The following is a 26,060-nucleotide window of genomic DNA, read 5'->3' as shown; positions in this document are numbered from 1 at the left end:
AATGGATTTCAAAAACTTTTTGTACGGTGCTGCATACTACTATGAGTACCTGCCATATGATCGACTTGATGAAGACATCAAGATGATGAAAGATGCCAATATTAATGTTGTTCGGATAGGTGAAAGTACTTGGAGTACGTACGAACCTCAAGAGGGAATCTTTGATTTCTCTAAATTGGATAAGGTTGTTAACGCTATGCAAAAAGCTGGCATTAACGTCATTATCGGAACACCAACTTATGCAATTCCAACGTGGATGGCCAAAGCTTATCCAGAAGTGTTGTTAACTGATAGGACAGGTAAACATCAGTATGGTTCTCGCCAAATCATCGATATTACCAACCCGACGTTTAGAAATTTCTCAGAGCGGATTATTCGTAAGATGGTGGAAAGAACGGTTCATAACCCTGCTGTCATTGGTTTTCAAGTTGATAATGAAACAAAGCACTTTGATACCAGTAGTGAAAATGTTTACCTGGCATTTGAAAAATGGCTCAAGAAAAAATTCAACGGCGATCTTGATAAGTTAAATCATGCTTATGGATTAGATTATTGGAGTAATCGAATTAATGCTTGGGAAGACTTCCCACCAATCAATTCGACAATTAACGGCAGTTTAGGCACAGCCTTTGAAGAATTCAAACGGACTCTTGTAACCGATTTCTTAACTTGGCAAGTTGATATTGTGAATGAATATAAGCGTGATGACCAATTCGTCACGAACAACTTTGACTTCGAATGGCGAAAGCAATCGTTTGGCTTGAACGCCGACTCAAATCACTTTGAGGTTTCAAAGCCGTTTGATGTTACAGCAGTTGATGTTTATCATCCAACTCAGGATAACTTGACAGGCACTGAAATTGCCTTTTGTGGGGATGTTGCCCGTTCAACAAAAGATAAGAATTACATTGTTATGGAAACCGAAGCCCAGGCATTCAGACACTGGGTACCATATCCCGGTCAATTAACACTCCAAGCATTCTCACACATTGCTTCTGGTGCCAACATGATTGGTTATTGGCACTGGCATTCTGTTCATAATAGTTATGAAACATATTGGAAAGGCTTACTTGGACACGACTTTAGACCAAATCCGGTATACAACGAAGCCAAGACGATTGGGAAGAAACTTAAAGAAGTCGGTTCAAACTTCTTGGATACCAAGAAGAAAAATCGAGTAGCATTCGTTGTCAGCAACCAGGCTTTGAGCGCGGTTGACTGGTTCCCGTATAAGAACACAATTTTTGATAAGACCGGTGAACATCAATACAATGATGTTTTGCGTTCCTATTATGACCCGTTGTATCGCTTGAACGTTGAAGCTGACATTTTACAACTCGGTGATCCACGGCTCTCAAATGACAACTACGACTTTTTAGTTGTTCCAATGTTATATTCAGCGACCGACGAGCAACTTGAACAATTGAATGTTTTTGTTAAAAATGGTGGCAATATTCTCTATTCATTCCGTTCAGGTTACACCAATCAGGATGTAAAAGCCCGGACTGAAGTTCAACCGGCTTTGATTTCTAAAGCGGTGGGTGCCGAATATGAATTGTTTGTAGAGCCTAATCGTAATTATGGTACCGATAAGCCGGAAAAGGATGTCACGATCAGTGGCACGGAAGAATTAAGCGGAATTGATCAACAACCGGTTAAATATTGGATGGAATTATTAACGACCACAACCGGTAAGGCATTGGCAACCTATAATCACCCATATTGGGGCAAGTACGCAGCTATTACGGAAAACCAATATGGTAAGGGGAATGCCTTTTACGCCGGATCGTACTTGAATCAGCAATCTATTACGGATTTATATAAATATATTCTAAAGAAGATTGGCCTTTGGACGTCTCGTCAAGAGCAGGAATTTCCAATTATCAATAAGCAGCTGATTACCAAAGATAACGCGGTCCTTGATTTTTACTTTAACTATTCAAATCAAGAACAAACGGTTACTTATTGTTCAAAAAATGGTCAATCAATCATGAACGATCTTAGTGAGAAACAAGGAGACACCTTTACATTGAAACCTTGGGGCCTTCAAGTCTTTAAAGCTGAGAATTAAGAAAAGGGGTTTGACATTGTCTAAAAAGAATGAAAGCCTGAACGCTGACGGCACTTGGTCGGCCAGTGTGACAGACGCGCAACAACCAAAAGTACCAATATTTATCGGAATCGCTACCGGACTTGGGGCCTTGCTTTGGTTAGCACCATTTATGGGATTAAATTCAGTTTTAAACCCAGCTAAATTAGCTAATATTTTCGGCGGTCCCGGTAGTCAAGTTAACAACTTCTTGGCTTTGCTTGGAACGTTGGGAGCTGTTACATCAACAATCACAACCATTATCATTGGAGCTTTATCAGATCGAACCCGAACACGTTGGGGTCGCCGAACACCATGGATTGTCTGTGGCTCAGTTTTAACTGCTGCCGTTATGGTTGGTTTGGGAATGATCAATGATAAGTCACAATTACCAATCTTTATTGTATTGTGGTGCTTGATTCAAACCTTTATCAACATGATTGTGGCACCATTAATCGCTGTTATGGCTGATATGGTTGCACCGCAACATCGTGGGACGATTTCATCAATTTATGCCATTGGTTACGTTATCGGCCAATATGGTGGCCCTGTTATTGGTGGTCGTTTCTTAAGTAGTGCCAATCCTGGCTTAGTTAACACCGGTTATTACGCATTAGCAATCATGATGCTCATTTCCGGTCCAATTGCGGCCATCATTATGCACGAAAAATCAAGCTTGGGAATGGAAAAAGAAAAGCTGGATTTGAGTGGCTTCGTTAAAGCCTTTATCTTCCCAATTCACCATGTTCGCAATTTCTATCTTGCCTTATTCGGTAAGATGATGATTAATATTACCGTTACTGCCTTTGCAACTTACCAAGTTTTCATCCTAACAAGTGGCATGGGTCTTGGAAGTACTGCAGCCGGTAAATATGTGTCTTGGATGGGAACCGCTACGATGATTACTGCTATTGTTTTTTCATCAACTTCAGGGGCAGTTTCCGATAAACTGGGTACTCGAAAGTGGCCGGTTGCCTTTGCGGCATTGTTAACCGCTGTTGGAACAATCCTACCATTTTTCTTCCGTGATCCCTCAGCAATGATCTGGTACGGAATTATTGCCGGAACCGGTTCAGGAATCTTCTTCTCAGTTGATCAGGCCTTGAACCTGGAAGTTTTGCCTGATCCTGAAACTGCTGCTAAAGACCTTGGTATCTTGAACTTTGCCAATACTGGTGCTCAAATCTTAGCGCCTGTCTTGGGCGCAATCCTGTTCGACATGGTTGGCAAGCAATATATGCCAATCCTACCAATTCTTTCAATCATCGCCTTAGTTGGTGCCGTCCTTGTTCTGATGATCAAGGAAACCAAAAAGGCTATCTAAAAAATGTGCAAGAACTTGTGCAGTTTTCTGACTGAAGCACCCTTCAGCTGCACATGTAAAAATGCATAAAGCCAGAGTAGTGCACCCCATTGCCCTGGCTTTATACATAATCGCAATGAAACCGCTTTATATGGAAAGGATTATTGAAATTATGTTTAAACATAGACAATTAGCTTCTATTGCAAAAATTGTGTTTGCATTTGGTATTGTCCTAATGGGCAGCACAGTTAGCGCACATGCTGCGGACAGGCCAACACCGGTCCAACCAACTACAGTGTACAAAACAACAGTGCCAGCAAGTGGGCATTTATTAAATAATCGGGATTATGGTGCCCGTTCACCAAGAGTCATCCAGCTGGAACACCAAGCTAATTCTGCAGATAACGGGAAATTACTGCTGACATTTGAACAAGTACCTGAAGCAGGTCAGACACCGGTATTTCCGATTTATGAAAGTGATGATAATGGGGCGCATTGGAATTGGGTATCAAATGTTCACCAAACTAAAGAAGTAGGGTGGGGGATGGCCAACTGCCCGCAATTATATGAGCTCCCACAGCAAATTGGCGATATGCCCAAAGGAACCATTGTTATCGCTGGGGATGCAACGCCTAATGATTTAAGTGGTACTCAATTGCAATTAACCAAAAGTACTGATGTAGGGAAAACTTGGAAGTATGAAAGTACAATTGCAAGTGGCGGAGCAAACTTTATCAACGACGATCCGATCTGGGAACCTTATTTGATGGTACACAACAATAAGCTTGTTTGTTACTACTCAGATGAGCGGGATAGTTCAGGATTAAAGCCAAAGGCTCAGGCGATTGTTCATCAAACAACTACGGACGGTACAACTTGGAGCCCACTTGTGATGGATGTCGACCCCAATGGCTTAAAGGACACAGATGGAAATGATGATACTCGGCCCGGAATGCCCGTTGTGACACCTATCGGCAATGGTAAATGGGCAATGACTTATGAACAAAAAGGTGGCGCAAGTGTTGGACTAAAGATCTCTAGTGATCCAGAAAGTTGGAACTCAACCAGCGCAGGAACTACGATTGCCTGGGGTGGCGCACCATATATCACGACGTTGAATGACGGTCGAATTGCTTTCAATAATAATGGTAGTGATGGTAAAGTATACATTTTCAATAATGCAGAAACTTTGCAAAAAGGTATTGGCGCTGCAGATACGACTTACAAACCAAAAGTTGGTCAAGCGTATAATCGTGAAATAATGCCACTTGCAAATGGCATGTTATTGGTTGTCCGAGGTGAGCAAGCAATAACTGTTGAAACAATTGATGTTGGTGATAAGGCAATAAATTCTTCGGATAGCGGTGCAACAACACCAACAACACCAGTGACGCCAACAACACCTACAAGTAGTTCGAGTTCAAGTGTTCAATCTTCATCATCAAGTGTACCAGCTGCCAGTTCTTCAAGTGTTTCAAGCTCAAGCAGCTCAACTGTAAGTTCAACATCTTCATCAACTACAACAACTGCACCTTCAACAAGCGTTATTAAGCAAGTTAAACCATTTAAAGTTGCTGCAGTCAAAGCCCTTTATCGATATAACAACGTGAACTTCAGCAAAGCTAACCGGATTAAACACTATGCTAAAAAATCAATTACCAAAGCACCAGTATTTACGGTTGTCGCAACTACTAAATCTTCGAACGGCGCTTTGAGATATCAATTGAGTGATGGCAGCTACATCACAACCAAGGCTGGTTATGTCACTAAACTATATAATCAAGCTAAGATCAAAACACTTCGCGTGATTAATCCAAAGGGAACCTGGGAATACAAATCTTCCAAGTTAACTAAGAAGAGCGCTGTTAAACATTTAAAGAAGAGCAAGGTGGTTAAGGTCAAGAAATTGGTTCGTAAAGGAACAGCTACTCGATATCAATTAACGAATGGACACTACGTTACTGGTAATAAGCAGTTCGTAAAGGTTACCAAATAATTGTTTGATTTAGAACATTTAATACAAAAAACATCTCGTCACATAAAAGTTGTGATGGGATGTTTTTTGCGCTATAAGCAGCTGCTCTCTGAAGTATTGCAACTAATTTTGTTTCATATTTTTGCCATAAATATAATCAATCATAAGCAATCTTAGATGCCACTTTTTATTAAATCCCATATCGTTTCAAAGCGCTCTTGGTAATTTGGTAAGTCCCAAGTTTGACTAAACATAGGTAGATTAAAGACTGAAAAGGTTGAGAGAATGGCTTCTGCCCGTTCGTAATTTGGATCATGATAATTCATGAATTGATCGATTGTTTTGTAAGCTTCTGTCAGGACATTTCGAAGAACAAAGGGATGATTATCGACGTATTGGGTGTTTAAGTCAAACATTCTTTGATCTTCGTTATAGGCTTTCTTTTTGGCATTCGCAAAGGCCCATAACCAGGCATATAAAAATTCGGATAGGCTAGCATAATCTTCGGGCTTTAGATTAATTTTGCCGAGAATCTGATTATTAAACCAACATTTGGCAACCGCTTCCCATAAATCTTGTTTATTTTTGAAATGCTTGTATAACGCTGCGTGAGTAATACCTAATTTGTCCGCAATTTGTGAGAGGGTGACTTCAGTGTTTTGGGTTTGCCCAATTAATAAGACAGCTGTTTCAATAATTTTTTGTTGCGTGATTTTTTTCATTGTATTACTGATACGTAAAAAGTCGTATCATTCCTCCCTTATCATTAACTGGAATAAATATAGCATAGATGATTTTTAGTTACAATTATTGACAATTGTAACTAAACTTGGTAAGCTTCATGTATTAATTACAAATAGCTATTAATGTTACTGAATTAAACACGGAGGTATCTTATGAAAGCAGCTCAATTAAAAAAATACGCAAAAGACTATCAACTTGATATTAATGATATTCCGACTCCAGAAATTAGTAAGGACGAAGTTTTGGTTAAAGTTAAAGTAGCGGCAGTTAACCCTTTGGAGAATCTGATTGGGACCGGTAGTGTCAAACTCATTCAGGATTATGCTTTTCCACTGACGATGGGGAATGAATTAACCGGTGTTATAGAAAAAGTTGGTCAAAACGTTGAGACATTTTCTGTCGGGAATGCCATCTATACAAGATTACCGCTTAAAAAGATTGGTGCATTTGCCGAATACGTTGCGGTAGACGCTAATGCAATTGGCTTATTACCAACGAATCTGGACTTCGTAACCGGTGCGGCTGCACCCCTTACTGGCTTAACGGCCTATCAAGGGCTTCATGAAGAACTTGAAGCTAAACCCGGACAAACTGTTTTTATTCCGGGCGGTTCGGGATCGTTTGGTCAAATGGCAGTTCCAATTGCCAAGGACATGGGCTTAACTGTGATTGTCAGCGGCAACGCAGAGGCAAAAGAACGTACTTTAGCCAGTGGTGCGGATCAGTATTTTGATTATCAAACTGAAAATTATTGGGAACGCTTAAAAGACGTTGATTACGTGATTGATACATTGGGACCAGATGAATTTGACCATGAACTGTCAATTATTAAACCGGGTGGCCGGTTACTATCCTTGAGAACGGGTCCTAACAAACGATTTGCAGTTGACCGTAACTTCCCATGGATGAAGCAAAAACTATTTGGCGTGGCTGGGGCCAAATTTGATAAAAAAGCGGCTGAAAAGGACGTTGAATACCATTTTATTTTCGTTCGCAGCAGTGGCAGTCAGTTAAAAGACCTTACTAAAATTATTGAAGAAAATAATATTGTGCCGGCAGTTGATCCAACTGAATTTCATATTGAAGATATTAACGATGCCCTTAAGTTGGTCACAAGCGGCCGTCCTAAAGGGAAAGTTGTCATTATGTTTTAAGCTGCATAATTTTTTGGTCAAAATAATCGATTAACAATAACATTTAAGTCTCACAAGGAGGGCACTAAAATCAAAAAAGCAACCAAAGTCGGCCTAACCGGTTTATCTGCCGGACTTGGCCTTGGAAAGTATCAAGCCGTTAAAGAACAGCGCAGCCTTCGAAGTCTATTACTTGAAAAGCTGTTGTCATATATTCCGGCTGTACCGGAAATCAAGACGGATCAGGATTATCAAAAAGCCCTTGAAAAAAGTCAAAGGGGTTATCAACTCCCTAAGTCCGTTGCCAGTCTCTATCATGTTCATTATTTCCGAGACCAAAAAGACGTTTTGGAAATGAAACCGGCTATTGAAAATAGTGAAGATCAGGTGATCTTTTATGTACATGGTGGTGGTTACTGGGGGCAACCCACAATGGCCCATTTTAACGCCATTCATCGGTTGGCTAAACAATTGGGATCAAGGGTCATTATGCCGATTTATCCCAAAGCACCGGCATATGAAGCAAATGATGCTTATGAAATGGTTCTTAAAAGCTATTTGAGTTTGCTTAACGATAAACAAATTGATATTACAAGAATAACAGTCATGGGAGATTCGGCTGGCGCAGGGTTGATTTTGGCACTTCTTCAACGATTACGGGATAATCACCTGCCGTTGCCCCACCAAGCCTTCTTGTTGTCTCCTTGGCTGGATATTACCAATAGCAATCCTAAAATGACTGAAATTCAGCCACTGGACCCCATGCTTGATCTGCCCAATTTAACGTTGTTAGGCCAATACTACGCTGGTGACCTTAATCCGAAGGACTCTCTTGTCAGTCCGATCTATGGGAATTCGGCTAAATTACCACCGATATATGTCTTTACCGGCGACCATGATATTTTGAATGCCGATGCTATGAAATTTCAGCAAATGGCTGATGAAAAAGATTGGCAAGTGACGACTTTTAAATATCACGCCATGAATCATGTTTTTTCAATTTTTCCTACACCTGAAGGACGTGATTCACTGGACCGGATGACGCAAATCATTCAATCAAATGGCTAAAACATTAAAATGGCGGACTTTTATTCATGGCGAAACTATGAGAACCAGTTGATTGAGGCAATCTTCGATTAAAAAACTGCCTTGTTATGGCTCCGATGACATGAAGTCGTGCAGGAGAAGATGGGGTAAATGGTGCGGTTGGCTACACAGATTATCCAACTTTAAGCTGATTGTTTTTGATGGTGGCTGCTTTGTCAAATAAGAGAATGAGGATGACGTTAGATGGTAAATTATCAGTACACAAAGGCGCTAAACTTAACAATCCAAGCAAGTAACGGTGAAACATATGCTTACCGTGAATTGGGTGAGAAGAAGGGCGTTCCAGTTGTTTTCTTTGTCCACCTGGCTGGAACTTTGGATAATTGGGATCCGCGGGTTGTGGATGGTGTTGCTCAAAATCATTGGGTAATCGCCTTTGATAATCAAGGTGTTGGATTCTCCAGGGGACAAGTCCCCAATTCAATTGAACAAATGGCCCGGGATAGTTTAACCTTTATTCACGCGTTGGGACTAAAAGAAATTGATGTGCTTTCCTTTTCAATGGGAGGTATGATTGCTCAGGAATTAATTGCAATTGAACCATCGTTAGTCCGAAAATTGATTTTAGCTGGAACCGGTCCACGTGGTGGCGAAGGCATTGAAAATGTGACCAAGCTTTCCGATCGCGATTCGATTCGAGCGCTTTTGACTTTGAAAGATGTCAAAACCTATTTATTCTTTACCCGCACAGATAATGGTAAGAAAAAGGCAAAGGCGTTTCTTCTGCGACTAAAGGAACGACAAGAAAATCGGGATAAAGGGATCAGTTTGAAAGCTTATCGAACGCAATTAAAAGCAATTACTGCATGGGGATTGGCTTTGCCGGCTGATTTATCCCAAATTAAACAGCCTACACTAATTGTAAACGGTGATGAGGACCGGATGGTACCCACTGTGAATTCATATGAGTTAAATAGCCGGATTCCAAATAGTCAGTTGATTATTTATCCGGCCGCCGGTCATGGCGGTATTTTTCAGAATCATGAAGCTTTTGTTGAATCCGCAGTAGCGTTTTTAGATAATTAGCGGTTAAACAATTTAATTTAAATAAAAAATAAGGTTAAGAGGTTCAATAAAAATGGTTAAACGTTTAGAAAATAAAGTCGCTATTGTGACAGGCGGCATTTCCGGAATTGGGAAAGCAATTGCAAAGGACTTCTTAGCCGAAGGGGCCAAGGTTGTTATTACTGGTCGTCGTGAAACATTAGGTACTCAAGTTGCCAAAGAGTTGGGCAGCGAAGAACAGGTCCGGTACATTAAACAGGATGTTAGCCAAGAAGCAGAATGGGATAACGTTGTGACAACAACGATCAATCAATTCGGTCACTGGGATATTTTGGTTAATAATGCTGGTATTGGAGGCTCTGGACAATTAATTGCCCAGACAAGTTTGGCAGACTGGCAAAAAGTTATTAATATCAACCTGACCGGGAACTTCCTAGGGGTTCGGGCAGCGTTGAACAGGATGGAAAGTGGTGCGATAGTGAATGTTTCTTCAGTACTTGGTATTATTGCATCGATGATTGGAACCGGTAGTTATGCTGCTTCAAAAGGCGGTACACGGTTGCTAACCAAAGCTGCTGCAGTGGAGGCTATCAAGATGGGCAAGGAGATTCGAGTTAATTCGGTTCATCCTGGGTTAGTCGCAACCGACATTGTTACAGATGATGTCAGAACGGCTCTTAGTCATTCCAAAGATCCGATACCCACTATTGGTGAACCAAAGGATATTGCCAAGGCAGTGACTTATTTAGCTTCTGATGAAGCGGCCTATACGACAGGCACAGAGTTGGTAGTTGACGGCGGCGCTTTGGCAGGTCGTCATTAAATAGTCATTAATATGAAAAGGACTGGACAAAGCTTTTGCTAGCTTTGTTCCAGCCCCTTTTTATATACCAGGCTCGATTAACTGCCAGATCTGCTCAAAGCGTTGTTGATAATTTGGCAGATTCCATGTTTCACTAAAAGTGGCTAAATTAAAAACGGCAAATGCAGATAGGATTGCTTCAGCCCTCTCCAAGTTCGGATCGTGATAGTCCATAAAGTTGTCGATGATACTATAGGAGTCCCAAAGGACATCATGAAGTGCCAGTGGCTGATTATCAATATAGTGCGTATTTAATGCGAACATTTTGGGATCGTGATTATATGCCTGCTTTTTTGCGGTAGCAAATTGCCAGAGCCAATCGTGTAAGAGTTCTTTTGAATTGGTGTAGGCTTGTTTATTTACCCTAATGTTGCCAAGAATATTTTTATCGAACCAATCCTTGGCAACAGCCTCCCATAAATCTTGCTTATTTTTAAAATGTTTGTATAAAGCGGCATGGGTGATTCCCAAAACGGTAGCAATCTGTGAAAGCGTCACTTCGGGTTTTTCGGTTTCCATTATAAGATGTTCTGCGGTTTGAATAATTTTTTGTTGGGTAATTTTTTCCATAATTCCATCAAGTAATCTATCATATTTAGTTGGTAAATTACTGTGTTTCCTCCTGACTATGACGCCTGGTCTCTTTTGGATCAGAGATCAAATCAATTATTTTGCATAAATTAGCGATTCATTATCTTATAAATCATATACAGTACCAACGCAACAATCAACGCAATGCCAATCATCGGCTGTTCGTTAAAAATAAAGTGGATGAAGCGAACCGAGTGAAATCCGTGAAGGGCTGCTGGAAAAAAATTAAAAATATTCATAACATTTAGCTTCTTTCTAGTATACTAACTAATGTGAGGTTTCTGATTAAGTAGAATTAAAGTGGGAGATTTGTTTAAAATCTATTTCTGTTTTATTCTAATACTAAACTAATTTCTGCATCAGGAGGAAAATATGACTATTGATGCATCTTCTATTTTTAATGCAATTGTCGTTATTAACGCGATTTTTGCCGTCTTAACGGTTTTTAGAGAAAAACGGGATATTGCGGCAATATGGGCATGGCTGCTGGTGTTGGTTTTCCTACCACTGGTTGGTTTTATTGCGTATGCTTTCTTGGGTCGAAAGTTACCTAAAAATCGGTTATTTAAATTACATAAGCACGTTCAGATGCAACTGGATGAGCGGCTAAACGAACAGAGAAGCCAGCTGGGACACGATGATAAGACACCTGCAGATGATGTTGTCCGCCGAAATCGAAACGCGGTTGACATGTTTATGACGACGGATTCCGCTTTCTTGGCTCGGCAAAACAAAGTCCACATTTTTACAAATGGTAATGAGCTGTTTCATCGTATCATTGAAGATATTGAAAGTGCAAAGAAAAGTATTCATATCGAATTTTATACGTTTTACAACGATAAAATCGGTAATGAAATCAGGGATTTGCTCATTCAAAAGGCCAAGCAGGGTGTTGAAGTTCGGGTGATTTATGATTCCTGGGGTTCGATGGGAACTACCCGACGGTTTTTTAAACCGCTGACAGAAGCCGGCGGCCATGCTTATCCGTTCTTGAATACCCGATCAGTCTTATTGGACTTCCGTATTAACTTTCGTGACCATAGAAAGATTGTTGTGATTGATGGCATCATTGGATACACAGGCGGCTTTAACATTGGGGATCAATATTTGGGCCGTAAGAAAAAGTTTGGCAATTGGCGTGATACCCATATTCGAATCATCGGATCGGGCGTGTTTGGCCTTCAAGCCCGGTTCATTTTGGATTGGAATGCGACCAGTCCACGTGGACAGATTGATGAAGATGAGGTTCAAGCTAAATATTTTCCGGTTACCACGACTAAGGGTAATGTGAATATGCAGATTGTCTCAAGCGGACCGGATTCGGATTTGCAACAGATCAAGATGGGTTATATTAAATTAATTACAATGGCAACTAAGTATTGTTGGATTCAATCACCGTATTTAATCCCTGATGATAGTGTTTTAGATGCTCTGCGGATTGCGGCAATGTCGGGAGTTGATGTGCGCATAATGATTCCAAGTATGCCGGATCACCCGTTTGTTTACCGGGCCACGCAATATTACGCCCGACAATTGGCAGAACAAGGCGTTAAGATTTATTATTATGGGAATGGGTTTATGCATGCCAAAACGATGGTGATTGATGACGAAATCGCTTCGGTGGGTTCTGCTAATTTGGATTATCGGAGTTTTAAACTAAACTTTGAAATTAATTCTTTTATTTATGATGAGAAATTCGCCACTCAAATGCGTGATATTTATTTAAATGACATTTCTGTCAGTGAATTGCAGACACCGGAGATGTTTGACAAACAACCACTATGGCTTAAATTCAAGCAAACGTTTAGTCGACTGCTATCGCCAATTCTTTAAAGTTGAAAAGCAAAAATGGTTCTTTGAATATAAGACGAATTATTTGTAAGTACCTGACGAATTAGCATATAATAATGGTGAAAGGTGAATGGACTAATCACCTGTTTGGCAAACGAGGGATAAATGCAGAAATATAAATAAGGCGCTAGGTCATCGAGCCTAGATCCGCGTAGTTTGCTTCTTGACAACAGAGATATTTAACGAAACACAATACCCGACCAGCTAACATTGGTCAATGATTGGTCTAATACCTTTCAGAAGGATACCATCTCAAAAGAGCGTGCCGTCATCTAGAGGATGAAGGGGCGTTCCTTTTTATTGTCCAAGGTTTCTGAAAATGATCTGTCGCTATTGCCTACATAGTAATATACATATATAGAAGCAATCAAAAAAAGGTCGGACATCAAAGCCCGACCTCGTTGACTATCAAGGTTATTTAGTGTAATCAACCGATTTTGTTTCTTTTGTGGTGATCAGTGCAATCAGTGAAATGGTTGCCATCACTGCCAAGTAGATTCCAACGGCATGAATGCCCCATTCGTCAACTAGGAATGACGCAATGGTTGGTGCGAAAGCGGCACCGACAATTGCGGACATATTATAAGCAATTCCGGCTCCGGAATAGCGGGTACTGGTTGGGAAAAGTTCGGGAAGCAGCGCGCCGATTGGCCCATACACAATCCCCATCGTAAAGAAACCGACGAAGAGGAAGAACAGGCTCCCAAGCAAGTTGTGTTGTCCTTGGAAGAAGAACGGGAAGACAAAAGCAAAGGTAATAATTGAAATCGTTCCTGTAATGAGGACTTTCTTACGGCCAAATTTATCGGCCAGTACTGATGAATAAACGATCATAAGTGCAAAAACGATAATAGCAGCCATGAGAAGCAACAGCCATTCTTTATTGTTAAATCCAAGCGAGGTTGTGGCATAACTTAATGACCAAGTTGAAAGCAGGAAGAAAAATGTATAGGCAACACCCATTGTCAGGGTTCCCTGGATAACTTGGCGCCAGTTTTTGCGGAAAACCTCAACTAGTGGGGCCTTTTGAACGTTATTTTGCTGTTGTGCCAGACGGAATAGTGGGGTTTCCTGCATTTTCCGACGTACCCAGAGACCGACAATAACAAGAACAGCTGAGGCCAGGAACGGGATCCGCCAGCCAAAGGTGTTCATTTGAGCCGGTGTCAGGAATGATTCAAGTAGGAAGAAGAGTCCATTACTGAGGAAAAAGCCGATTGGTGCACCTAATTCAGGAAAGGCACCATAAAGCGCTCGTTTTCCCTTTGGGGCATTTTCTGTAGCAACCAAAACGGCACCGGACCATTCGCCGCCAAGGCCGATTCCTTGGATAAATCTTGCTAGACAGAGTAATAGAATGGCAGAAATTCCGAGTGTTTTGTAACCGGGTAATAGGCCGATGATGACGGTTGAAACACCCATGAGCAGTAATGAAACAACCAATGCCCGTTTACGACCTAATTTATCCCCAAAATGACCGAAAAGCAGGGAACCCAGCGGCCGGGCAACGAAGGCAACACCAAATGTTAGAAGGCTTAAAATCATTGCAATTGTCGGCGTTAGTGATGGGAAGAAAACGTTGGGAAAGTATGTAGCTGCGGCAGTGCCATAAGCATAAAAATCGAAGAATTCAATAGCGGTACCAATCATTGAGGCCAAAATAACGGTTTTCACCGGGTCTCGTTGCAAGGTTTCGGATTTAACGGCTGAATCATATGTTGGTGTGGTATTTTCCATTTGAGGTCAACTCTCTTTCATTTGTGGGCTACTAGATATTGGGTAGTCTCAACCAAGCAGGCCTGGATGATTAATATCAAGCAACGTTGTCAATAGCGTTTTTTGTCAATATTTTATGATTGTTCAATTAATTGGATCTATCAGCTCCTTTAAGGATAAAAAAAGGCCAAGAACCGAATTGACAGTTCTTGGCTTAAAAACCAACTCTGCCCGCTTCTTGCGGGCATGCAAAATTGCGCCCGCAGATTAAATAATGACGACACGGACGGCAATAATGGCTAAATTGAAAGTAGAATTGGTTTTCATAAGTTTATTCCTCGCTTTTTTAGGTTGATAGAATCTTACCAGATTAAAAATGAAAAGTAAATAAGAAAATGAAAATATTTTAATTTTAATTCGTTAATCCTTAATATAGTTGTCCTTTAAATGGTGGTCATTGTCTACCCTAAAGCGATTATAAATATGATTCTTTCAAATAAAACGTCAATTACTAACAGAATATCTCTCAAGATGATATGATTTAGGTGGAGGAAAATCTTTTGTTTTGCGTTTCTAAGAGGGTGAGAAAATGAGGTTTAATAAGAACTTTTATAAATCCTATATTTTCTGGCTATGTGTTGTGATATTGGCAGTTAACCTTTCTGCCGCTCTTATCTCAACACCGCCAATGTACAGCGTGAATTGGTGGATCATTATTGTCATTGGTGTGGCAGCTGTTTTAGCGATTGTCTATTTAGGGATGCATGCGGTTGATGAAGCTAACCATAAAAAAATGTAATGATCTGTTGTCTGGATCGACGGATGATCGATCAACATAAAAAACGACTTGGTATTGAGGCACTTTTAGAGAGAAGCCTCACTGACCAAGTCGTTTTTTAGTTGTTTTAAAGCAGGATTAGTCTAGTTCCATAACTGATCTGCCTTGGAAATCACGACTATATTCGTCAACTGCTTTGATAGCGGCAAAAACATCTTCCGGTGTGATATCAGTTGGCATATATTTCATGGTGTCATTTTCATCACATGCCTGAGTAGCGACTTTCATTAAGTCTTCATCAGAGGCATCGGCCAAATGGAGTCGGGCAAGAGTTGTTGGCAGGCCAAGCTTTAAATCGAATTTCAAGAACTTTTCGAAACGTTTTTGATCACTGCCGTTCAAGATTAATTCAACCAAAGTGCCATATGCAACCTTTTCACCATGTGTCAGGTGATGAATTTCCCCTGATAGCGCGGTAAAACCGTTATGAATGGCGTGGGCAGCAGCTAATCCGCCACTTTCAAAGCCAAGACCGCTTAAAAGGGTGTTGGCTTCAACAATGTGGTTTAGCGCTTCGGTTGCAACATGAGCCCGGTTTGCGGCAACGGCCAATTCGGCATACTCAAATAAATTATCTTCACAGGCCTGGCCAATCGAACCGGCAACAATCGTCTGCTTTGCACCCAACATATTGTCGGCGTTGGCTCTGCGAACATCAATTGCTTCAACGTTGGTTGCCAAAGCATCCGCAATTCCTGAAATCAGTAAGTGAACCGGCGCACCGGCGATGATCTTGGTGTCTAGTAAAACAATTTCCGGATTCTTTTTATAGAATCGATAGTGATCAAATTGACCATCGTCAGTATAAATAACCGAAAGTCGTGAACAAGGTGCATCGGTTGACGCAATTGTAGGGGCAATCATTGCGGCGATATCGAGGTTGTCCGCAATGGCTTTTGCAGAATCGGCGGTTTTACCACCACCCAAACCGATAATGATTTGGTCTTGGCTTTGTTTGCCGAGTTCAGTTACCCGGTTAATTTCGGATTCGGATGCTTCGCCTTCAAATGTTGCGAGGTTGACATCAAAATCATTTTTCTTTAAATAGTCAATGAATTGGTTACCAACAATTTTTAAAACGGTTTGATCTGAAAGCAGCAGCACTTTTTGACCATATTTTTTGATATATTGGGCACTGTTAAATAATTCTCCTGGACCTTGGATATAGGTGCTGGGACTTGCAAATACTTGTGTCATAAGAAAAGCCTCCTATAAAATGCGTGATTTATTTCACATATATATTATATTCGATTGAACATTGAAATGGAAGAATTTCGGAGGTTCGTTGGGATTAATAAGTTGAAACCTCAACCAGGTTACGATCAGGATCCCTGAAGTAAACCGACTTAATCGGGCCCAATGCGCCACTTTTAGCAATAGGTCCCAGCTCGATTTGAATATGTTTGGCGTGCAATTCATCAACCACTTTTGATAGTGGAGTTGTCGTAATCAGGCACAGATCAGCGGATCCGGGAGTTGGATGAAGCGCTTTTGGTTCAAACTCATGACCAACCTCGTGAAGATTGATCTTCATGTTGGCGAAGCGCAATGCTTTGCGACCATGATTAAAGGTTATGACGCGCATGCCCAATATATTGTGGTAAAAATCACAACTTGCATTGATGTTTTTGACGGTCAGGACAAAGTGGTCAAGATTTTTTAATTCCAAAATAAAAGCCTTCTTTAAATCGTTATTTTTCTGATTGACACCAATCTACCACAAAACCGGCAATTGATTTTGTATAGTTTAATAACTGATCAAAACTGGCACTTTCGTTATCACTATGGGCTTGAACCAATTCGCCCGGTCCATAAATAACGGCGGGGATGTGATAATAGCCAAACCAACCGCCATCCGAAACGGAAGTTGACATACCGATAACCGGTTTTTGACCAAATGAAGATTGATAGGACGTATTCAGTAATTTCATGGCTGCACTGTTTTTGTCTAATTCAAGGGATGGAAAGACCTCTCCTTTGTCCACTAACATTGAGTCACCGCCCCAGTTAAAGGTAGGCAGATTGTCGCGTAACCAAGGATCCGCCTTGGCGGCCGCAATCACTTCGTCTTCGACTTCTTTTTCGATGCCTTCAACAGTTTCGTTTGGATAGAAGTGAACAGTGATCCATAAGCGGCATTCATCTGCAACGAAGGCCGGATGAATACCGCCCTTGATATAGGCGGGATTGATTGTGTCGGTTCCGGGTTTAAAGCCGGGGTAACTTTTGGTAATGCCCCAGTAGCGTTCAAGCGTTTGGAGTGCGGAAATGACGACCACCATTTTTTCAACCATGCTGGCAGCTTTGAGGCCACCGCCGGTTTGAACCATTGAAATTCGGTTACCGTCGTGATAGGTATGGGGACTTTTTAAGGTGATCCAGCCGGTAATCACACCGCCTTGTCCTTGAAAATGGGTACCGGATGTATCGCCGACAATCGCAAAGTCAGCTTTTTCGCCTTGTTTGAGCAGTGTTTTAGTACCGGCTTCCCCCAATTCCTCACCGACGACCGACTGAAATTTCAGATCACCGGGTAACTCGATATTAAGCTTTTTAAGCAGTTGAAAAATAAATAGATAAGCTGCCACAGCACCTTTCATATCACTTACGCCACGACCGATTAAAGTGTCACCACGCTTGACGAGCTTAAAGGGATCTGTCTGCCATTCGTCACGATTTTCCAATGCGGCGACATCTACGTGACCATTCAGGATCAAGCTGTGATGATTATCGGAATGGGTTCCGCTTTTGGTGGCGGACAATAATTGATCGCCATCATAAAAATCCTGTTGCTTTGCATCAAACCCGTATTCTTCCAGTTCATCGTGAATAAACTGTTGCAGCTTAGCTGTGTTGCGGGCAGGAGGTGAAACGGTGTTAAAGGCCACAATCCGGTCGAGCTGTTTCAACAAATCCCCCTGATATTGATCGATTGTAGTTAAGAGCTGTTCTTTGATACTTGCCATATTTATTATTCTCTCCAATCTAAAATAACTTCCCAGCAATTGATTTTGAACCATCGCTAGAGAAGTTATTAAGACTGCAGTTTCTTTGAATTGAATTTAGTGTTCACGTTAATAACGGCTTTCCTACGCGAGTGCTAACTCTCAGGTTCAAAGGGTTCCGATAAAGGTCTCAGCAAATTGCTCCCCTAGCTGTTATTAGCATAGCATATTTAGCTGACTTGATGCAGAATAAAAAAATAACTTTTTAATGTTGTCTTTGTCCTATTTATTGTGAAAATAGTGTTAAAAATTGAATTCATTTGCCCTTCTTCTGATAGTGCTGTTTTTTGAAATAATTAAAAACAATCTTGTTTAGAATATATCCGGGAGAAAAGAAAACGGCGACCAGGCTAACGATCAAACCAACTCCCCAAAAAACAACGCCTGCCTGTTTCGTAATCCATAACGTAGTCCCCAAAACTAAAATACATACAAACCTTATGGATTCACTGATAAGTCTTTCGGTTACTTTCATATTCATTCTAATCCTCCCTATTAAATCAAAAAAAGCTTGTAACTTCAGCATACACTGATATTACAAGCCCTTTAAAAATGTTTTTTCGATTTTTCCCCAACTGCCTACTAATAGCTAATCGCTTAAATTGTATCTCAAATTAATCAGATAGATCACAATTGCCCCGATCGCCATGGTAACAAATTCACCAATGCCGGCAGTGAGGTAGGTACTCCAGAATGTTGGCCAAAAAGCACTGTGACCAATAATGGCAATTTCAAAACCAATAATGAACATATAGAATGTCCCAATCAGAACCGATGCAATCAACTTAGAAACAACTGATTGCATATGCTTGGTAACCAGATAAATTGTCACTAAGTTGATTAATGTTTCTGCAGTCCCAACCACCATATCGATTGCACCGTTTGGAGACATGATATTAGTGATAAAGCATGCCAGCGTGATTGCGACAATATAGCGCTTATTGAATGGGACGAGGTTATTCAATCCTTCTGAAAAACGGAATTGAATGGGCCCATAACTTACGGCTGCAAAGACCATCGTTAACGCGATGTAGAGTGCAGCGACAACGGCAGCTTTGGTTAAGTCCAATACACTGTCGATGCCGAGAACATTAGTCTTAGAATTCATAACAAATTCCTTCCTTGTAAATTATTTAGTTATTTGTAACCCATTAACTTTACAGCTTTTCTTTCTATATTTCAACTTGGCTGCCGATTCTTTGGAACGGAGACTGGATGGATTAGCTGTTTAAAATCCAAAGGAAAATAACGAAGACGACTGCCAAACCATACATCATGGCACTGACTTCTTTACCACGTTTTGCGGCAATCATTGTAATCGGGTAGGTAATAAAGCCAAGGGCAATGCCATCGGCGATACTGTAAGTAAAAGGCATACCGACCAAAGTGATGAAAGCCGGTGCGGCAATTTCGAATTTTTCCCAATGAACATTTTTCAATGATTGTGCCATTAAGACACCAACGATAATCAAGGCGGGTGCAGTTACCTGGCTGGTAATGACCGTCAGTAATGGTGAGAAGAAGGTTCCGAGAACAAATAAAATACCCACGACAACGGCTGTAAAACCAGTTCGGCCACCAACCGCAATTCCGGCTGAGGATTCAACGAAGGCGCCCATTGGAGAAGTTCCCAAAATTGAACCAACTGCCATTGTTGAAGAATCGGCGATTAAAGCCCGGCCAATTCTTGGAATACGATTATTTTTGATGAACCCGGCTTGTTCTGCTAATCCGACCAAGGTACCGGCCGTATCAAAGAAAGTTACCAGCAAGAACGTGAGAACAACCACTACCAATTGAAGTGAGTTGATATCACCGATATGCGAAAGTGCAACACCAAAAGTTGGTGCCAGGCTTGGAATGCCCGCTACCCATTGATGTGGAAGCGGGATTAATCCAGTTACCATTCCCAAGATGGCATTTAAAACCATTCCGATAAAAATGGCACCCGGAACCTTCATACTCATAAGAATAACGGAAACCAACAGGCCAAAGATTGTGAGCCATGTCGTACCAACGTGAAGAGACCCCAAACTAACCAGCGTGTCTTTGCTTGATTGAATCAAGCCACCGTCATTCATACCGATAAAAGCAATGAATAGCCCAATACCGCCACCGATAGCTGCTTTGAAATCCGCCGGGATTGAATCGATGATTTTCTCCCGTAATTTCAAGGCGGTTAAAATAATAAAAATAACTGATGCAACGAAGACCCCTGCCAATGCGGTCTGCCAGGAAACCTTCATGCCAATGACAACTGAATAGGCGAAGAAAGCGTTAATTCCCAGACTGGCGGAAATTGCGATCGGATAGTTGGCAAGTAATCCCATCAAGAAACAGCCAAATGCCGAAGCGAGGGCAGTTGCGGTGAAAATGGCCCCTTTATCCATCCCGGTAACACCCAGCACGTTAGGATTAACGAACAGAATGTACACCATTGAAACAAAAGTCGTAATGCCGGCAATTGTTTCTTTTCGGAAGTTCGTGTTTCGACCTTCGAAATCGAAAAACTTTGCAATTGAATTTAGCATAAAATAATAGCTCCCCTTATCGTTCGGATATGAAATAAAAACAACGTATTTTATATTATCATTATAGCTGATTATCTTCAATAACCGAATTAAATATCATAAAAGGTGAAGATTATTTACTTTATAAAGCGTTTTCTTTTAAAACTACATAAAAAGACTGGCCATTATCTAAGCTAATCCAATAGATGATTTAGGAAAATGACCAGTCTCATGATTAAGTTTTAAATAGTAATCAAAAACAAACCGTTTTTCAGTTAGTGATTTTCAAAAAATTAGGCGTTTCTTTTCAGTGTCTCCAACATTGAACCATTAAAGGCATCCAAATCGTCCGGGGTTCTGCTGGTAACTAAATTCTGATCGACGACAACGGGTTGGTCTTTAACAACGGCACCTGCATAATACAAATCCGGACGAACCGTTGTGTAGGCAGTCATGGTTCGGCCTTTGGTTAAACCGGTTTGGGTGAACTACTCGGTCATGAATGACCGAGCTTCTGGGAACACAAAGTAGTATTTAGGCTGTTACATCGGTATGCCGAAGACCTAACTTACAGAACTTCGCTCTTTTACCATGGCTAGTTCCTAACCAATAGCTTTTAGTCCGCAATTAAGGATATTAACTGCCGCATTAATATCTCTGTCGTGGTGCGTTCGGCATTTAGAACACGTCCATTCCCGAATAGCTAAGGGCTTGGGGCCGTCATTCTGCCCGCAGGCTGAACAGATTCGGGAAGTATTCCTGGCGCTTACCACTACTAATTGCTTGCCGTACCAGGCACACTTATATTCCAGCATGGTTCGGAATTGATACCAACTGGCATTAGCAATTGACTTGGCTAGGTGGTGATTGCGCATCAGATTCTTGGTTTTCAAATCCTCAATCACAATCACATCATAGTTTCTAACTAAGTCCGTCGTCAGTTTATGGAGATAGTCCTTGCGCTGGTTGGCGATTTTTGCTTGATAACGCGCTTTGGTTATTTTAGCCCGTTGCCAATTTTGATAATCGTTGAGTGCCATTTTGGATAATTGATGGTGATGATTCCATTGGCGCATCGCAACGGTGGCCTGACGCTTGCGCCGACTAAATTTTGCTTGCCATAAAGTCGCTTGCTTTTCGAACCACTGGGCATTGAAAGTCCCGTACTTAACCCCGTTGGAGTCAATTGCTAAATCGGCAACGCCCATGTCCAAGCCAACCATTTGGTGAGTCTTGGGCAAATCGTGAACTTCGGTTTCAACCTGCAGGGAAAGATAGTAGCGCCCCGTGGCATCATGACTAATCGTGTAGCGCTTAATTTTAGCGTCGGCTAATTGGTTGGTCTTGCTGGTCCGAATACTCCCGAGTTTAGGCAATCTTAATCGCCGCTTAGCTTCCACGACGCAGGTCGATTGCCCGGTATAGGCTTGTTTAGCACTATGGCGGGACTTGAACTGCGGATGACCACCACGCTGTTGGAATAGGTTCTTAAAAGCCAGCGCGAGGTTATGGTTAACCACAAATAAGCTGGTGGAATCACTGGCTTTTAGAAATGGGTACTCCTGCTTAAGCGGTTTAAGCAGGTAATTCATATCGTATTCGCCAACAAAATGACTTTTCGGGTTATTTTCATAACGTTTATTAGCCATCGCTAACATTTGATTCCAAACAAACCGATCGTTACCAAATAGTTGCCATAATTGATCAATTTGTGTTTGGTTAGGGTATAAGCGCAGTTTAACCCCTTTAACCACTGTGGTCACTGGGATGCCTCCTCTCTTTATTGTTCTTTCTCTGGTGCCAATGCTTTTAACATCATCACGCGGTAACCACCAGTGACGATCCTTTGGTTGTCAATTAAAGTCGGTAACCCTGGACACTGACAAAATAACCGAAAGGCAGTCATGCCGTTTAGGCACGCTTACTAATAGCTGGACCTAATCATCTTGGCCAATCTTTATATGAACAATTCCAAAACCGTGTTCATCGGCGGGCCTTGTAAATCAGAGCATTTGCAAATTCCTCAATGGGACAAGTTAAAGTCTGGTTCCCCACGTGTAATGGTAATTCGCATCATGCAACGATATTTGGTCATACATTAATTTGTTTGTACTTTTTCAATAAATATTATAGCATATTAAGAGTGCTAGTGTATACATAGATTCATAAAAACAAGGGAATTTATTGGCAGGTAATTATCGTTTATTAGACGTAAAAACGGGGCAATTCATCACGTCCTCGTATTATTAAAAATGTATTCAAGTATTGACCAGCTTCGTGAAATGGAAGAAGACCAGTTGATTACCAGAACAGTGATCCCCGGAACACAATCCAAAGTAGTTTATTCAATAACCGACCTTGGGCGTTCACTTATGCCGATTTTAAATCAGATGTATCAATGGGGAGAAGAACGAATCAGCACGTTGCAGGTTGATCCTCAATTCAGTATTAATGATCAGGTAACGCGTGATTCGGGGAAGTGAGTGGTGTTCCGCACACGGATTAGGACTGCTCCGCTAACCATAAACCTGCATGTAAGCTAACAGCCATCAAATTCCAAAAGTAGGAATTCACTGCCTGTCAACTTACACTCCGGTTTATCCCGGTTAGCTCCGCACACTGGACTAGGACTGCTCCTCAAAGCAGTATTCTGCACATAAGGGATTTATTTCAAAAATCCAAGACCGGGATTTCCGAAATAAACGCCTTATGCTTCGAATACTAACCGCTTTGTTCCGCACACTGGATTAGGACTGCTCCAAAAGACTGATTCCTGCCATACAAGAAACTAAATCCAACCTTCCAAATTCGAAAATGTTGAATTTAGCTCCTTGTACTCTGGAATCAAAACGTCTTTTTCCGCACACTGGATTAGGACTGCTCCTCAAAGCAGTATTCTGCACATAAGGGATTTATTTCAAAAATCCAAACCCGAGATTTCCGAAATAAACGCCTTATGCTTCGAATACTAACCGCTTTGTTCCGCACACTGGATTAGGACTGTTCCACAAAGCAGTATTCTGCACATAAGGGATTTATTTCAAAAATCCAAACCCGAGATTTCCGAAATAAACGCCTTATGCTTCGAATACTAACCGCTTTGTTCCGCACTCTTATTCAAATGACTTAAACGCATTATCAATCGTATTGAATTCTTCGTCAGATAACACGATACTCAGTGCTTTGACATTGCTTTGGACCTGTTCTGGTGATTTTGCACCCGGAATCACGACACTGACTGCTGGATTTTTGATATACCATGCCAAAACGATTTGGGCAATCGTGGCATCGTGATTATCCGCAATCGGCTGCAGGCTGTTAACAGATTCAACAATGGCTTTAAATCGGCTGCCGGAAAAGTTTGGATCCTGGCTTCTAAGGTCATCTTCTGGAAACTTTCTTGGTGTTTCATCGTATTTACCTGTTAGCAGGCCGGATGCCAGCGGAAAGAAGGGGACAAATGAAATATGTTCCTGATGTAGATAAGGGAATAGATGATTTTCCGGATCACGGTGGATCAAACTATACTGATTTTCAATGACGTCTACCTGGTGATTTTTATTGGCTTCTTTAAGTTGTGCCGGTGAAAAGTTGGAAACACCGATAGCCCGAATCAGTCCCTGATCTTTTAATTCCTGTAAGGCAGCAACTGCTTTGTCTTTAGCGGTGTTTTCATCCGGAAAATGGATGTAGAATATATCCAGATAGTCTGTTTGGAGGCGCTTCAGGCTTGATTCAACGAAACGCTTTAAATCATCCGGGGCATTACTGATTGTTGATTGACCATCTTTAACAAGTTGGGCACCCTTGGTCGCAATGGTGAGCTTTGAACGATCGTAGTTTTTGATCACTTGACCGATGAGTTCTTCTGAACGTCCGAGCCCATAAGCATAGGCAGTGTCAAGCATTGTGATGCCACTGTCAAGTGCCGCTTTAACGGTGGCCATTCCGGTTTGTTCATCGAGATTCGGAAAAAGGTTATGACCGCCGACAGCGTTTGTTCCCAAACCCAATGGCGTAGTGGTGACTTTAGATTGACCAATTGTGACGTTTTTTGCCATATTGCAAAATCCTCCTTTGATTTTCCTTCTATATTATGTTACATATTAAGTTAATCATAAATAATTTCGACTAGGAAGTAAAAAACGTGAAAAAATTATTAATTTTAAATCAACATAGTCCGGTTGTCTCCGAGCTGTTACCGTTGCTTGATGAAAGTGATGAAATCTCTTATCGGATTTTTCAGGGGAATATTCAATCGGCCGGAGATTACGTAACGGCTTTAAGAGGCGTTGATTGGCTTCTTTCCGCATTGGGGCCGGAAGACGTTGATTTGGACTTTGAAGAATTATTTGATGCAATTGATCAGGCTGCTCCGAAAATTCAGCATTTTGTCATGCTTTCCTATGCCGGCATTGATGATGAGTTAAAGTCACCGATGGTATTTCCAGAGGTAAAAAATCGCCAAGAATTTATAAAACAACAAAGATATGCCATAAAGATTGTTGACGAATCCGAAATTCCGTATTCTATAATTAGAATGAGTTCACTGATGGATGGAAAACGTTCGGATTATCAACTCTTTAATGAAGGCAACAAAATGTCGGTAGGCAGTGTTTCGGCTAAAAATGTTGCTGATTTGATTTTTGACGCTTTCGTCAATCAAAAGCTCATTAACCATTCCGTCGGTATAATGGATTCTGGTAATGATTAAACTAATTTTTGAAAAATTTGAAGGAATGTTAGGAGTGTGATCCTATATATGGCAATTAAACTGGACCCGGAACAAATCAAACAACTGAAAGAACAACTTTATACGGCAAACCGCAGTTCACATTTTGTTATCATTGTGGCGATTTCAAAGCAGGAGAATACCAGCGTTAAGATGGTCACTGATTGGAATAATTATTTAAATATGAAAACAACCAATTCAGACAAATTTGACTTTCACGTGATTCGAGACATTTTGCCGATTACTGACAATCTCGTTTATTGGGCCGTTGCGCAACAAAATTTGCATACGGCTCAGACACAGGGGCAACAAAGTGAAAAAGTCGTTGATGACCTGGAGTTCTATACGAATAAAGTGATGTCGGAAAATAAGGTTCGAAGCGCTGAAGCAAGCGGGAATAATTAACGATTAAATGAGTGGGGTCGGTGCTTGTATAATCAAATTAAAAGAGGCTGCAACTCATGTACATTGTACATTTGCTGCAGCCTCAACTTCTTTTATTAATTGAAAGTGAAATGAAAGTAGATAATGGGCTTTCATTTCACTTTCAAGGGAATGTAACTAATAGTATGTACCGCCTGGTTGGATCCAGGCGTTAT

Annotated in this window: 24 protein-coding genes and 1 pseudogene; 12 read left to right on the top strand and 13 right to left on the bottom strand. The window is 41.2% G+C overall.

The genetic code is table 11. The features are described 5' to 3' along the window. The first annotated feature begins 1 nt into the window (after nt 1). The 3 genes from GQR93_RS13270 to GQR93_RS13260 all read left to right on the top strand — a co-directional run bounded on the left by GQR93_RS13270 (nt 2) and on the right by GQR93_RS13260 (nt 5,388). Entirely contained in the window at nt 2–2,071 is a 2,070-nt protein-coding gene (locus tag GQR93_RS13270) for a beta-galactosidase (RefSeq protein ID WP_003550462.1), read from the top strand. Nucleotides 2,072–2,087: 16 nt separating this feature from the next. Further along, nucleotides 2,088–3,413, top strand: coding sequence for an MFS transporter (locus tag GQR93_RS13265; protein WP_003550459.1), 1,326 nt, complete (start codon nt 2,088–2,090; stop codon nt 3,411–3,413). A 151-nt stretch (nt 3,414–3,564) separates the two neighbouring features. Then, the gene (locus GQR93_RS13260; protein WP_147605442.1) at nt 3,565–5,388 is read left to right on the top strand and encodes a DUF5776 domain-containing protein; all 1,824 of its coding nucleotides are present in this window, start codon (nt 3,565–3,567) and stop codon (nt 5,386–5,388) included. 152 nt (nt 5,389–5,540) lie between these two features. On the opposite strand, the gene GQR93_RS13255 is transcribed toward GQR93_RS13260, so the two are convergent. Beyond that, nucleotides 5,541–6,089 carry a TetR/AcrR family transcriptional regulator gene (locus tag GQR93_RS13255; RefSeq protein WP_003550456.1) on the bottom strand — a complete coding sequence of 183 codons (549 nt, stop codon included), beginning with the start codon at nt 6,087–6,089 and terminating at the stop codon, nt 5,541–5,543. Nucleotides 6,090–6,263: 174 nt separating this feature from the next. Here GQR93_RS13255 and GQR93_RS13250 point away from each other — a divergent pair, with 174 nt between their 5' ends. From GQR93_RS13250 to GQR93_RS13235, 4 genes are all read left to right on the top strand, one after another. Then, nucleotides 6,264–7,265: an NADP-dependent oxidoreductase gene (locus GQR93_RS13250; protein WP_003550453.1), complete on the top strand. Its 1,002-nt coding sequence runs from the start codon at nt 6,264–6,266 to the stop codon at nt 7,263–7,265. A 183-nt stretch (nt 7,266–7,448) separates the two neighbouring features. After that, nucleotides 7,449–8,312, top strand: coding sequence for an alpha/beta hydrolase fold domain-containing protein (locus tag GQR93_RS13245; protein WP_003550451.1), 864 nt, complete (start codon nt 7,449–7,451; stop codon nt 8,310–8,312). A gap of 222 nt (nt 8,313–8,534) precedes the next feature. Next, nucleotides 8,535–9,377: an alpha/beta fold hydrolase gene (locus GQR93_RS13240; RefSeq protein ID WP_003550450.1), complete on the top strand. Its 843-nt coding sequence runs from the start codon at nt 8,535–8,537 to the stop codon at nt 9,375–9,377. A gap of 52 nt (nt 9,378–9,429) precedes the next feature. Then, a complete protein-coding gene (locus GQR93_RS13235) occupies nt 9,430–10,179 on the top strand; it encodes a glucose 1-dehydrogenase (RefSeq protein ID WP_003550448.1) in 750 nt (249 codons plus the stop codon). A gap of 60 nt (nt 10,180–10,239) precedes the next feature. On the opposite strand, the gene GQR93_RS13230 is transcribed toward GQR93_RS13235, so the two are convergent. Together GQR93_RS13230 and GQR93_RS15330 are read right to left on the bottom strand one after the other, a co-directional pair. Beyond that, complete coding sequence (locus GQR93_RS13230; protein ID WP_003550444.1) at nt 10,240–10,788, bottom strand: TetR/AcrR family transcriptional regulator; 549 nt, start codon at nt 10,786–10,788, stop codon at nt 10,240–10,242. Nucleotides 10,789–10,898: 110 nt separating this feature from the next. Continuing rightward, a complete protein-coding gene (locus tag GQR93_RS15330) occupies nt 10,899–11,048 on the bottom strand; it encodes a hypothetical protein (protein WP_003550442.1) in 150 nt (49 codons plus the stop codon). A 133-nt stretch (nt 11,049–11,181) separates the two neighbouring features. Here GQR93_RS15330 and cls point away from each other — a divergent pair, with 133 nt between their 5' ends. Continuing rightward, nucleotides 11,182–12,642 (top strand): cardiolipin synthase, encoded by a 1,461-nt coding sequence (gene cls, locus GQR93_RS13225; protein ID WP_003550440.1) that lies wholly within the window; start codon nt 11,182–11,184, stop codon nt 12,640–12,642. Between the two features lie 432 nt (nt 12,643–13,074). Here the strand turns inward: cls and GQR93_RS13220 are convergent, their stop codons facing one another. Next, nucleotides 13,075–14,397 (bottom strand): MFS transporter, encoded by a 1,323-nt coding sequence (locus GQR93_RS13220; RefSeq protein ID WP_003550438.1) that lies wholly within the window; start codon nt 14,395–14,397, stop codon nt 13,075–13,077. A 568-nt stretch (nt 14,398–14,965) separates the two neighbouring features. On the opposite strand from GQR93_RS13220, the gene GQR93_RS13215 reads away from it, so the two are divergent. Further along, entirely contained in the window at nt 14,966–15,175 is a 210-nt protein-coding gene (locus tag GQR93_RS13215) for a hypothetical protein (protein WP_003550434.1), read from the top strand. Between the two features lie 117 nt (nt 15,176–15,292). Here the strand turns inward: GQR93_RS13215 and GQR93_RS13210 are convergent, their stop codons facing one another. From GQR93_RS13210 to GQR93_RS13175, 8 genes and pseudogenes are all read right to left on the bottom strand, one after another. Continuing rightward, nucleotides 15,293–16,411 carry a glycerol dehydrogenase gene (locus tag GQR93_RS13210; RefSeq protein WP_003550427.1) on the bottom strand — a complete coding sequence of 373 codons (1,119 nt, stop codon included), beginning with the start codon at nt 16,409–16,411 and terminating at the stop codon, nt 15,293–15,295. 94 nt (nt 16,412–16,505) lie between these two features. After that, on the bottom strand, nt 16,506–16,883 hold the full coding sequence (locus tag GQR93_RS13205; protein ID WP_003550425.1) for a VOC family protein: 378 nt from the start codon (nt 16,881–16,883) through the stop codon (nt 16,506–16,508). Between the two features lie 22 nt (nt 16,884–16,905). Then, nucleotides 16,906–18,180: an acetylornithine deacetylase gene (locus GQR93_RS13200; protein WP_187117493.1), complete on the bottom strand. Its 1,275-nt coding sequence runs from the start codon at nt 18,178–18,180 to the stop codon at nt 16,906–16,908. 295 nt (nt 18,181–18,475) lie between these two features. After that, on the bottom strand, nt 18,476–18,700 hold the full coding sequence (locus GQR93_RS13195) for a hypothetical protein (protein ID WP_225430340.1): 225 nt from the start codon (nt 18,698–18,700) through the stop codon (nt 18,476–18,478). A gap of 108 nt (nt 18,701–18,808) precedes the next feature. Next, nucleotides 18,809–19,327 (bottom strand): QueT transporter family protein, encoded by a 519-nt coding sequence (locus tag GQR93_RS13190; protein ID WP_003550422.1) that lies wholly within the window; start codon nt 19,325–19,327, stop codon nt 18,809–18,811. Between the two features lie 112 nt (nt 19,328–19,439). Continuing rightward, nucleotides 19,440–20,750: an NCS2 family permease gene (locus tag GQR93_RS13185; RefSeq protein WP_003550421.1), complete on the bottom strand. Its 1,311-nt coding sequence runs from the start codon at nt 20,748–20,750 to the stop codon at nt 19,440–19,442. Between the two features lie 272 nt (nt 20,751–21,022). Next, a pseudogene (locus GQR93_RS13180) lies at nt 21,023–21,217 on the bottom strand (DJ-1/PfpI family protein); the annotation flags it as partial. A 114-nt stretch (nt 21,218–21,331) separates the two neighbouring features. Further along, nucleotides 21,332–22,492: an RNA-guided endonuclease TnpB family protein gene (locus tag GQR93_RS13175; RefSeq protein WP_159298808.1), complete on the bottom strand. Its 1,161-nt coding sequence runs from the start codon at nt 22,490–22,492 to the stop codon at nt 21,332–21,334. Nucleotides 22,493–22,981: 489 nt separating this feature from the next. On the opposite strand from GQR93_RS13175, the gene GQR93_RS13170 reads away from it, so the two are divergent. Continuing rightward, nucleotides 22,982–23,212, top strand: coding sequence for a winged helix-turn-helix transcriptional regulator (locus GQR93_RS13170; RefSeq protein ID WP_003550411.1), 231 nt, complete (start codon nt 22,982–22,984; stop codon nt 23,210–23,212). Between the two features lie 630 nt (nt 23,213–23,842). On the opposite strand, the gene GQR93_RS13165 is transcribed toward GQR93_RS13170, so the two are convergent. Then, the gene (locus GQR93_RS13165; protein ID WP_003550409.1) at nt 23,843–24,790 is read right to left on the bottom strand and encodes an aldo/keto reductase; all 948 of its coding nucleotides are present in this window, start codon (nt 24,788–24,790) and stop codon (nt 23,843–23,845) included. Nucleotides 24,791–24,876: 86 nt separating this feature from the next. Here GQR93_RS13165 and GQR93_RS13160 point away from each other — a divergent pair, with 86 nt between their 5' ends. Together GQR93_RS13160 and GQR93_RS13155 are read left to right on the top strand one after the other, a co-directional pair. Continuing rightward, nucleotides 24,877–25,443: an NAD(P)-binding oxidoreductase gene (locus GQR93_RS13160; protein ID WP_003550407.1), complete on the top strand. Its 567-nt coding sequence runs from the start codon at nt 24,877–24,879 to the stop codon at nt 25,441–25,443. Nucleotides 25,444–25,491: 48 nt separating this feature from the next. Next, nucleotides 25,492–25,866 (top strand): hypothetical protein, encoded by a 375-nt coding sequence (locus GQR93_RS13155; protein WP_003550405.1) that lies wholly within the window; start codon nt 25,492–25,494, stop codon nt 25,864–25,866. Nucleotides 25,867–26,060 lie beyond the last annotated feature (194 nt).

Origin of the sequence: Lentilactobacillus hilgardii, assembly GCF_009832765.1 — a bacterium.
GTDB classification, from domain to species: Bacteria; Bacillota; Bacilli; order Lactobacillales; family Lactobacillaceae; genus Lentilactobacillus; species Lentilactobacillus hilgardii.
Note: the sequence above shows the minus strand (reverse complement) of the source record. Positions and strands in the feature narration are given on the sequence as shown.

What these genes read in the sequence shown, in the direction of transcription:
- GQR93_RS13185 (WP_003550421.1), bottom strand. Translation starts at nt 20,750, where the DNA reads ATGCTAAATTCAATTGCAAAGTTTTTCGATTTCGAAGGTCGAAACACG.
- GQR93_RS13170 (WP_003550411.1), top strand. Translation starts at nt 22,982, where the DNA reads ATGTATTCAAGTATTGACCAGCTTCGTGAAATGGAAGAAGACCAGTTG.
- GQR93_RS13210 (WP_003550427.1), bottom strand. Translation starts at nt 16,411, where the DNA reads ATGACACAAGTATTTGCAAGTCCCAGCACCTATATCCAAGGTCCAGGA.
- GQR93_RS13165 (WP_003550409.1), bottom strand. Translation starts at nt 24,790, where the DNA reads ATGGCAAAAAACGTCACAATTGGTCAATCTAAAGTCACCACTACGCCA.
- GQR93_RS13255 (WP_003550456.1), bottom strand. Translation starts at nt 6,089, where the DNA reads ATGAAAAAAATCACGCAACAAAAAATTATTGAAACAGCTGTCTTATTA.
- GQR93_RS13200 (WP_187117493.1), bottom strand. Translation starts at nt 18,180, where the DNA reads ATGGCAAGTATCAAAGAACAGCTCTTAACTACAATCGATCAATATCAG.
- GQR93_RS13195 (WP_225430340.1), bottom strand. Translation starts at nt 18,700, where the DNA reads ATGAATATGAAAGTAACCGAAAGACTTATCAGTGAATCCATAAGGTTT.
- GQR93_RS15330 (WP_003550442.1), bottom strand. Translation starts at nt 11,048, where the DNA reads ATGAATATTTTTAATTTTTTTCCAGCAGCCCTTCACGGATTTCACTCG.
- GQR93_RS13230 (WP_003550444.1), bottom strand. Translation starts at nt 10,788, where the DNA reads ATGGAAAAAATTACCCAACAAAAAATTATTCAAACCGCAGAACATCTT.
- GQR93_RS13190 (WP_003550422.1), bottom strand. Translation starts at nt 19,327, where the DNA reads ATGAATTCTAAGACTAATGTTCTCGGCATCGACAGTGTATTGGACTTA.
- GQR93_RS13260 (WP_147605442.1), top strand. Translation starts at nt 3,565, where the DNA reads ATGTTTAAACATAGACAATTAGCTTCTATTGCAAAAATTGTGTTTGCA.
- cls (WP_003550440.1), top strand. Translation starts at nt 11,182, where the DNA reads ATGACTATTGATGCATCTTCTATTTTTAATGCAATTGTCGTTATTAAC.
- GQR93_RS13215 (WP_003550434.1), top strand. Translation starts at nt 14,966, where the DNA reads ATGAGGTTTAATAAGAACTTTTATAAATCCTATATTTTCTGGCTATGT.
- GQR93_RS13240 (WP_003550450.1), top strand. Translation starts at nt 8,535, where the DNA reads ATGGTAAATTATCAGTACACAAAGGCGCTAAACTTAACAATCCAAGCA.
- GQR93_RS13250 (WP_003550453.1), top strand. Translation starts at nt 6,264, where the DNA reads ATGAAAGCAGCTCAATTAAAAAAATACGCAAAAGACTATCAACTTGAT.
- GQR93_RS13155 (WP_003550405.1), top strand. Translation starts at nt 25,492, where the DNA reads ATGGCAATTAAACTGGACCCGGAACAAATCAAACAACTGAAAGAACAA.
- GQR93_RS13235 (WP_003550448.1), top strand. Translation starts at nt 9,430, where the DNA reads ATGGTTAAACGTTTAGAAAATAAAGTCGCTATTGTGACAGGCGGCATT.
- GQR93_RS13220 (WP_003550438.1), bottom strand. Translation starts at nt 14,397, where the DNA reads ATGGAAAATACCACACCAACATATGATTCAGCCGTTAAATCCGAAACC.
- GQR93_RS13270 (WP_003550462.1), top strand. Translation starts at nt 2, where the DNA reads ATGGATTTCAAAAACTTTTTGTACGGTGCTGCATACTACTATGAGTAC.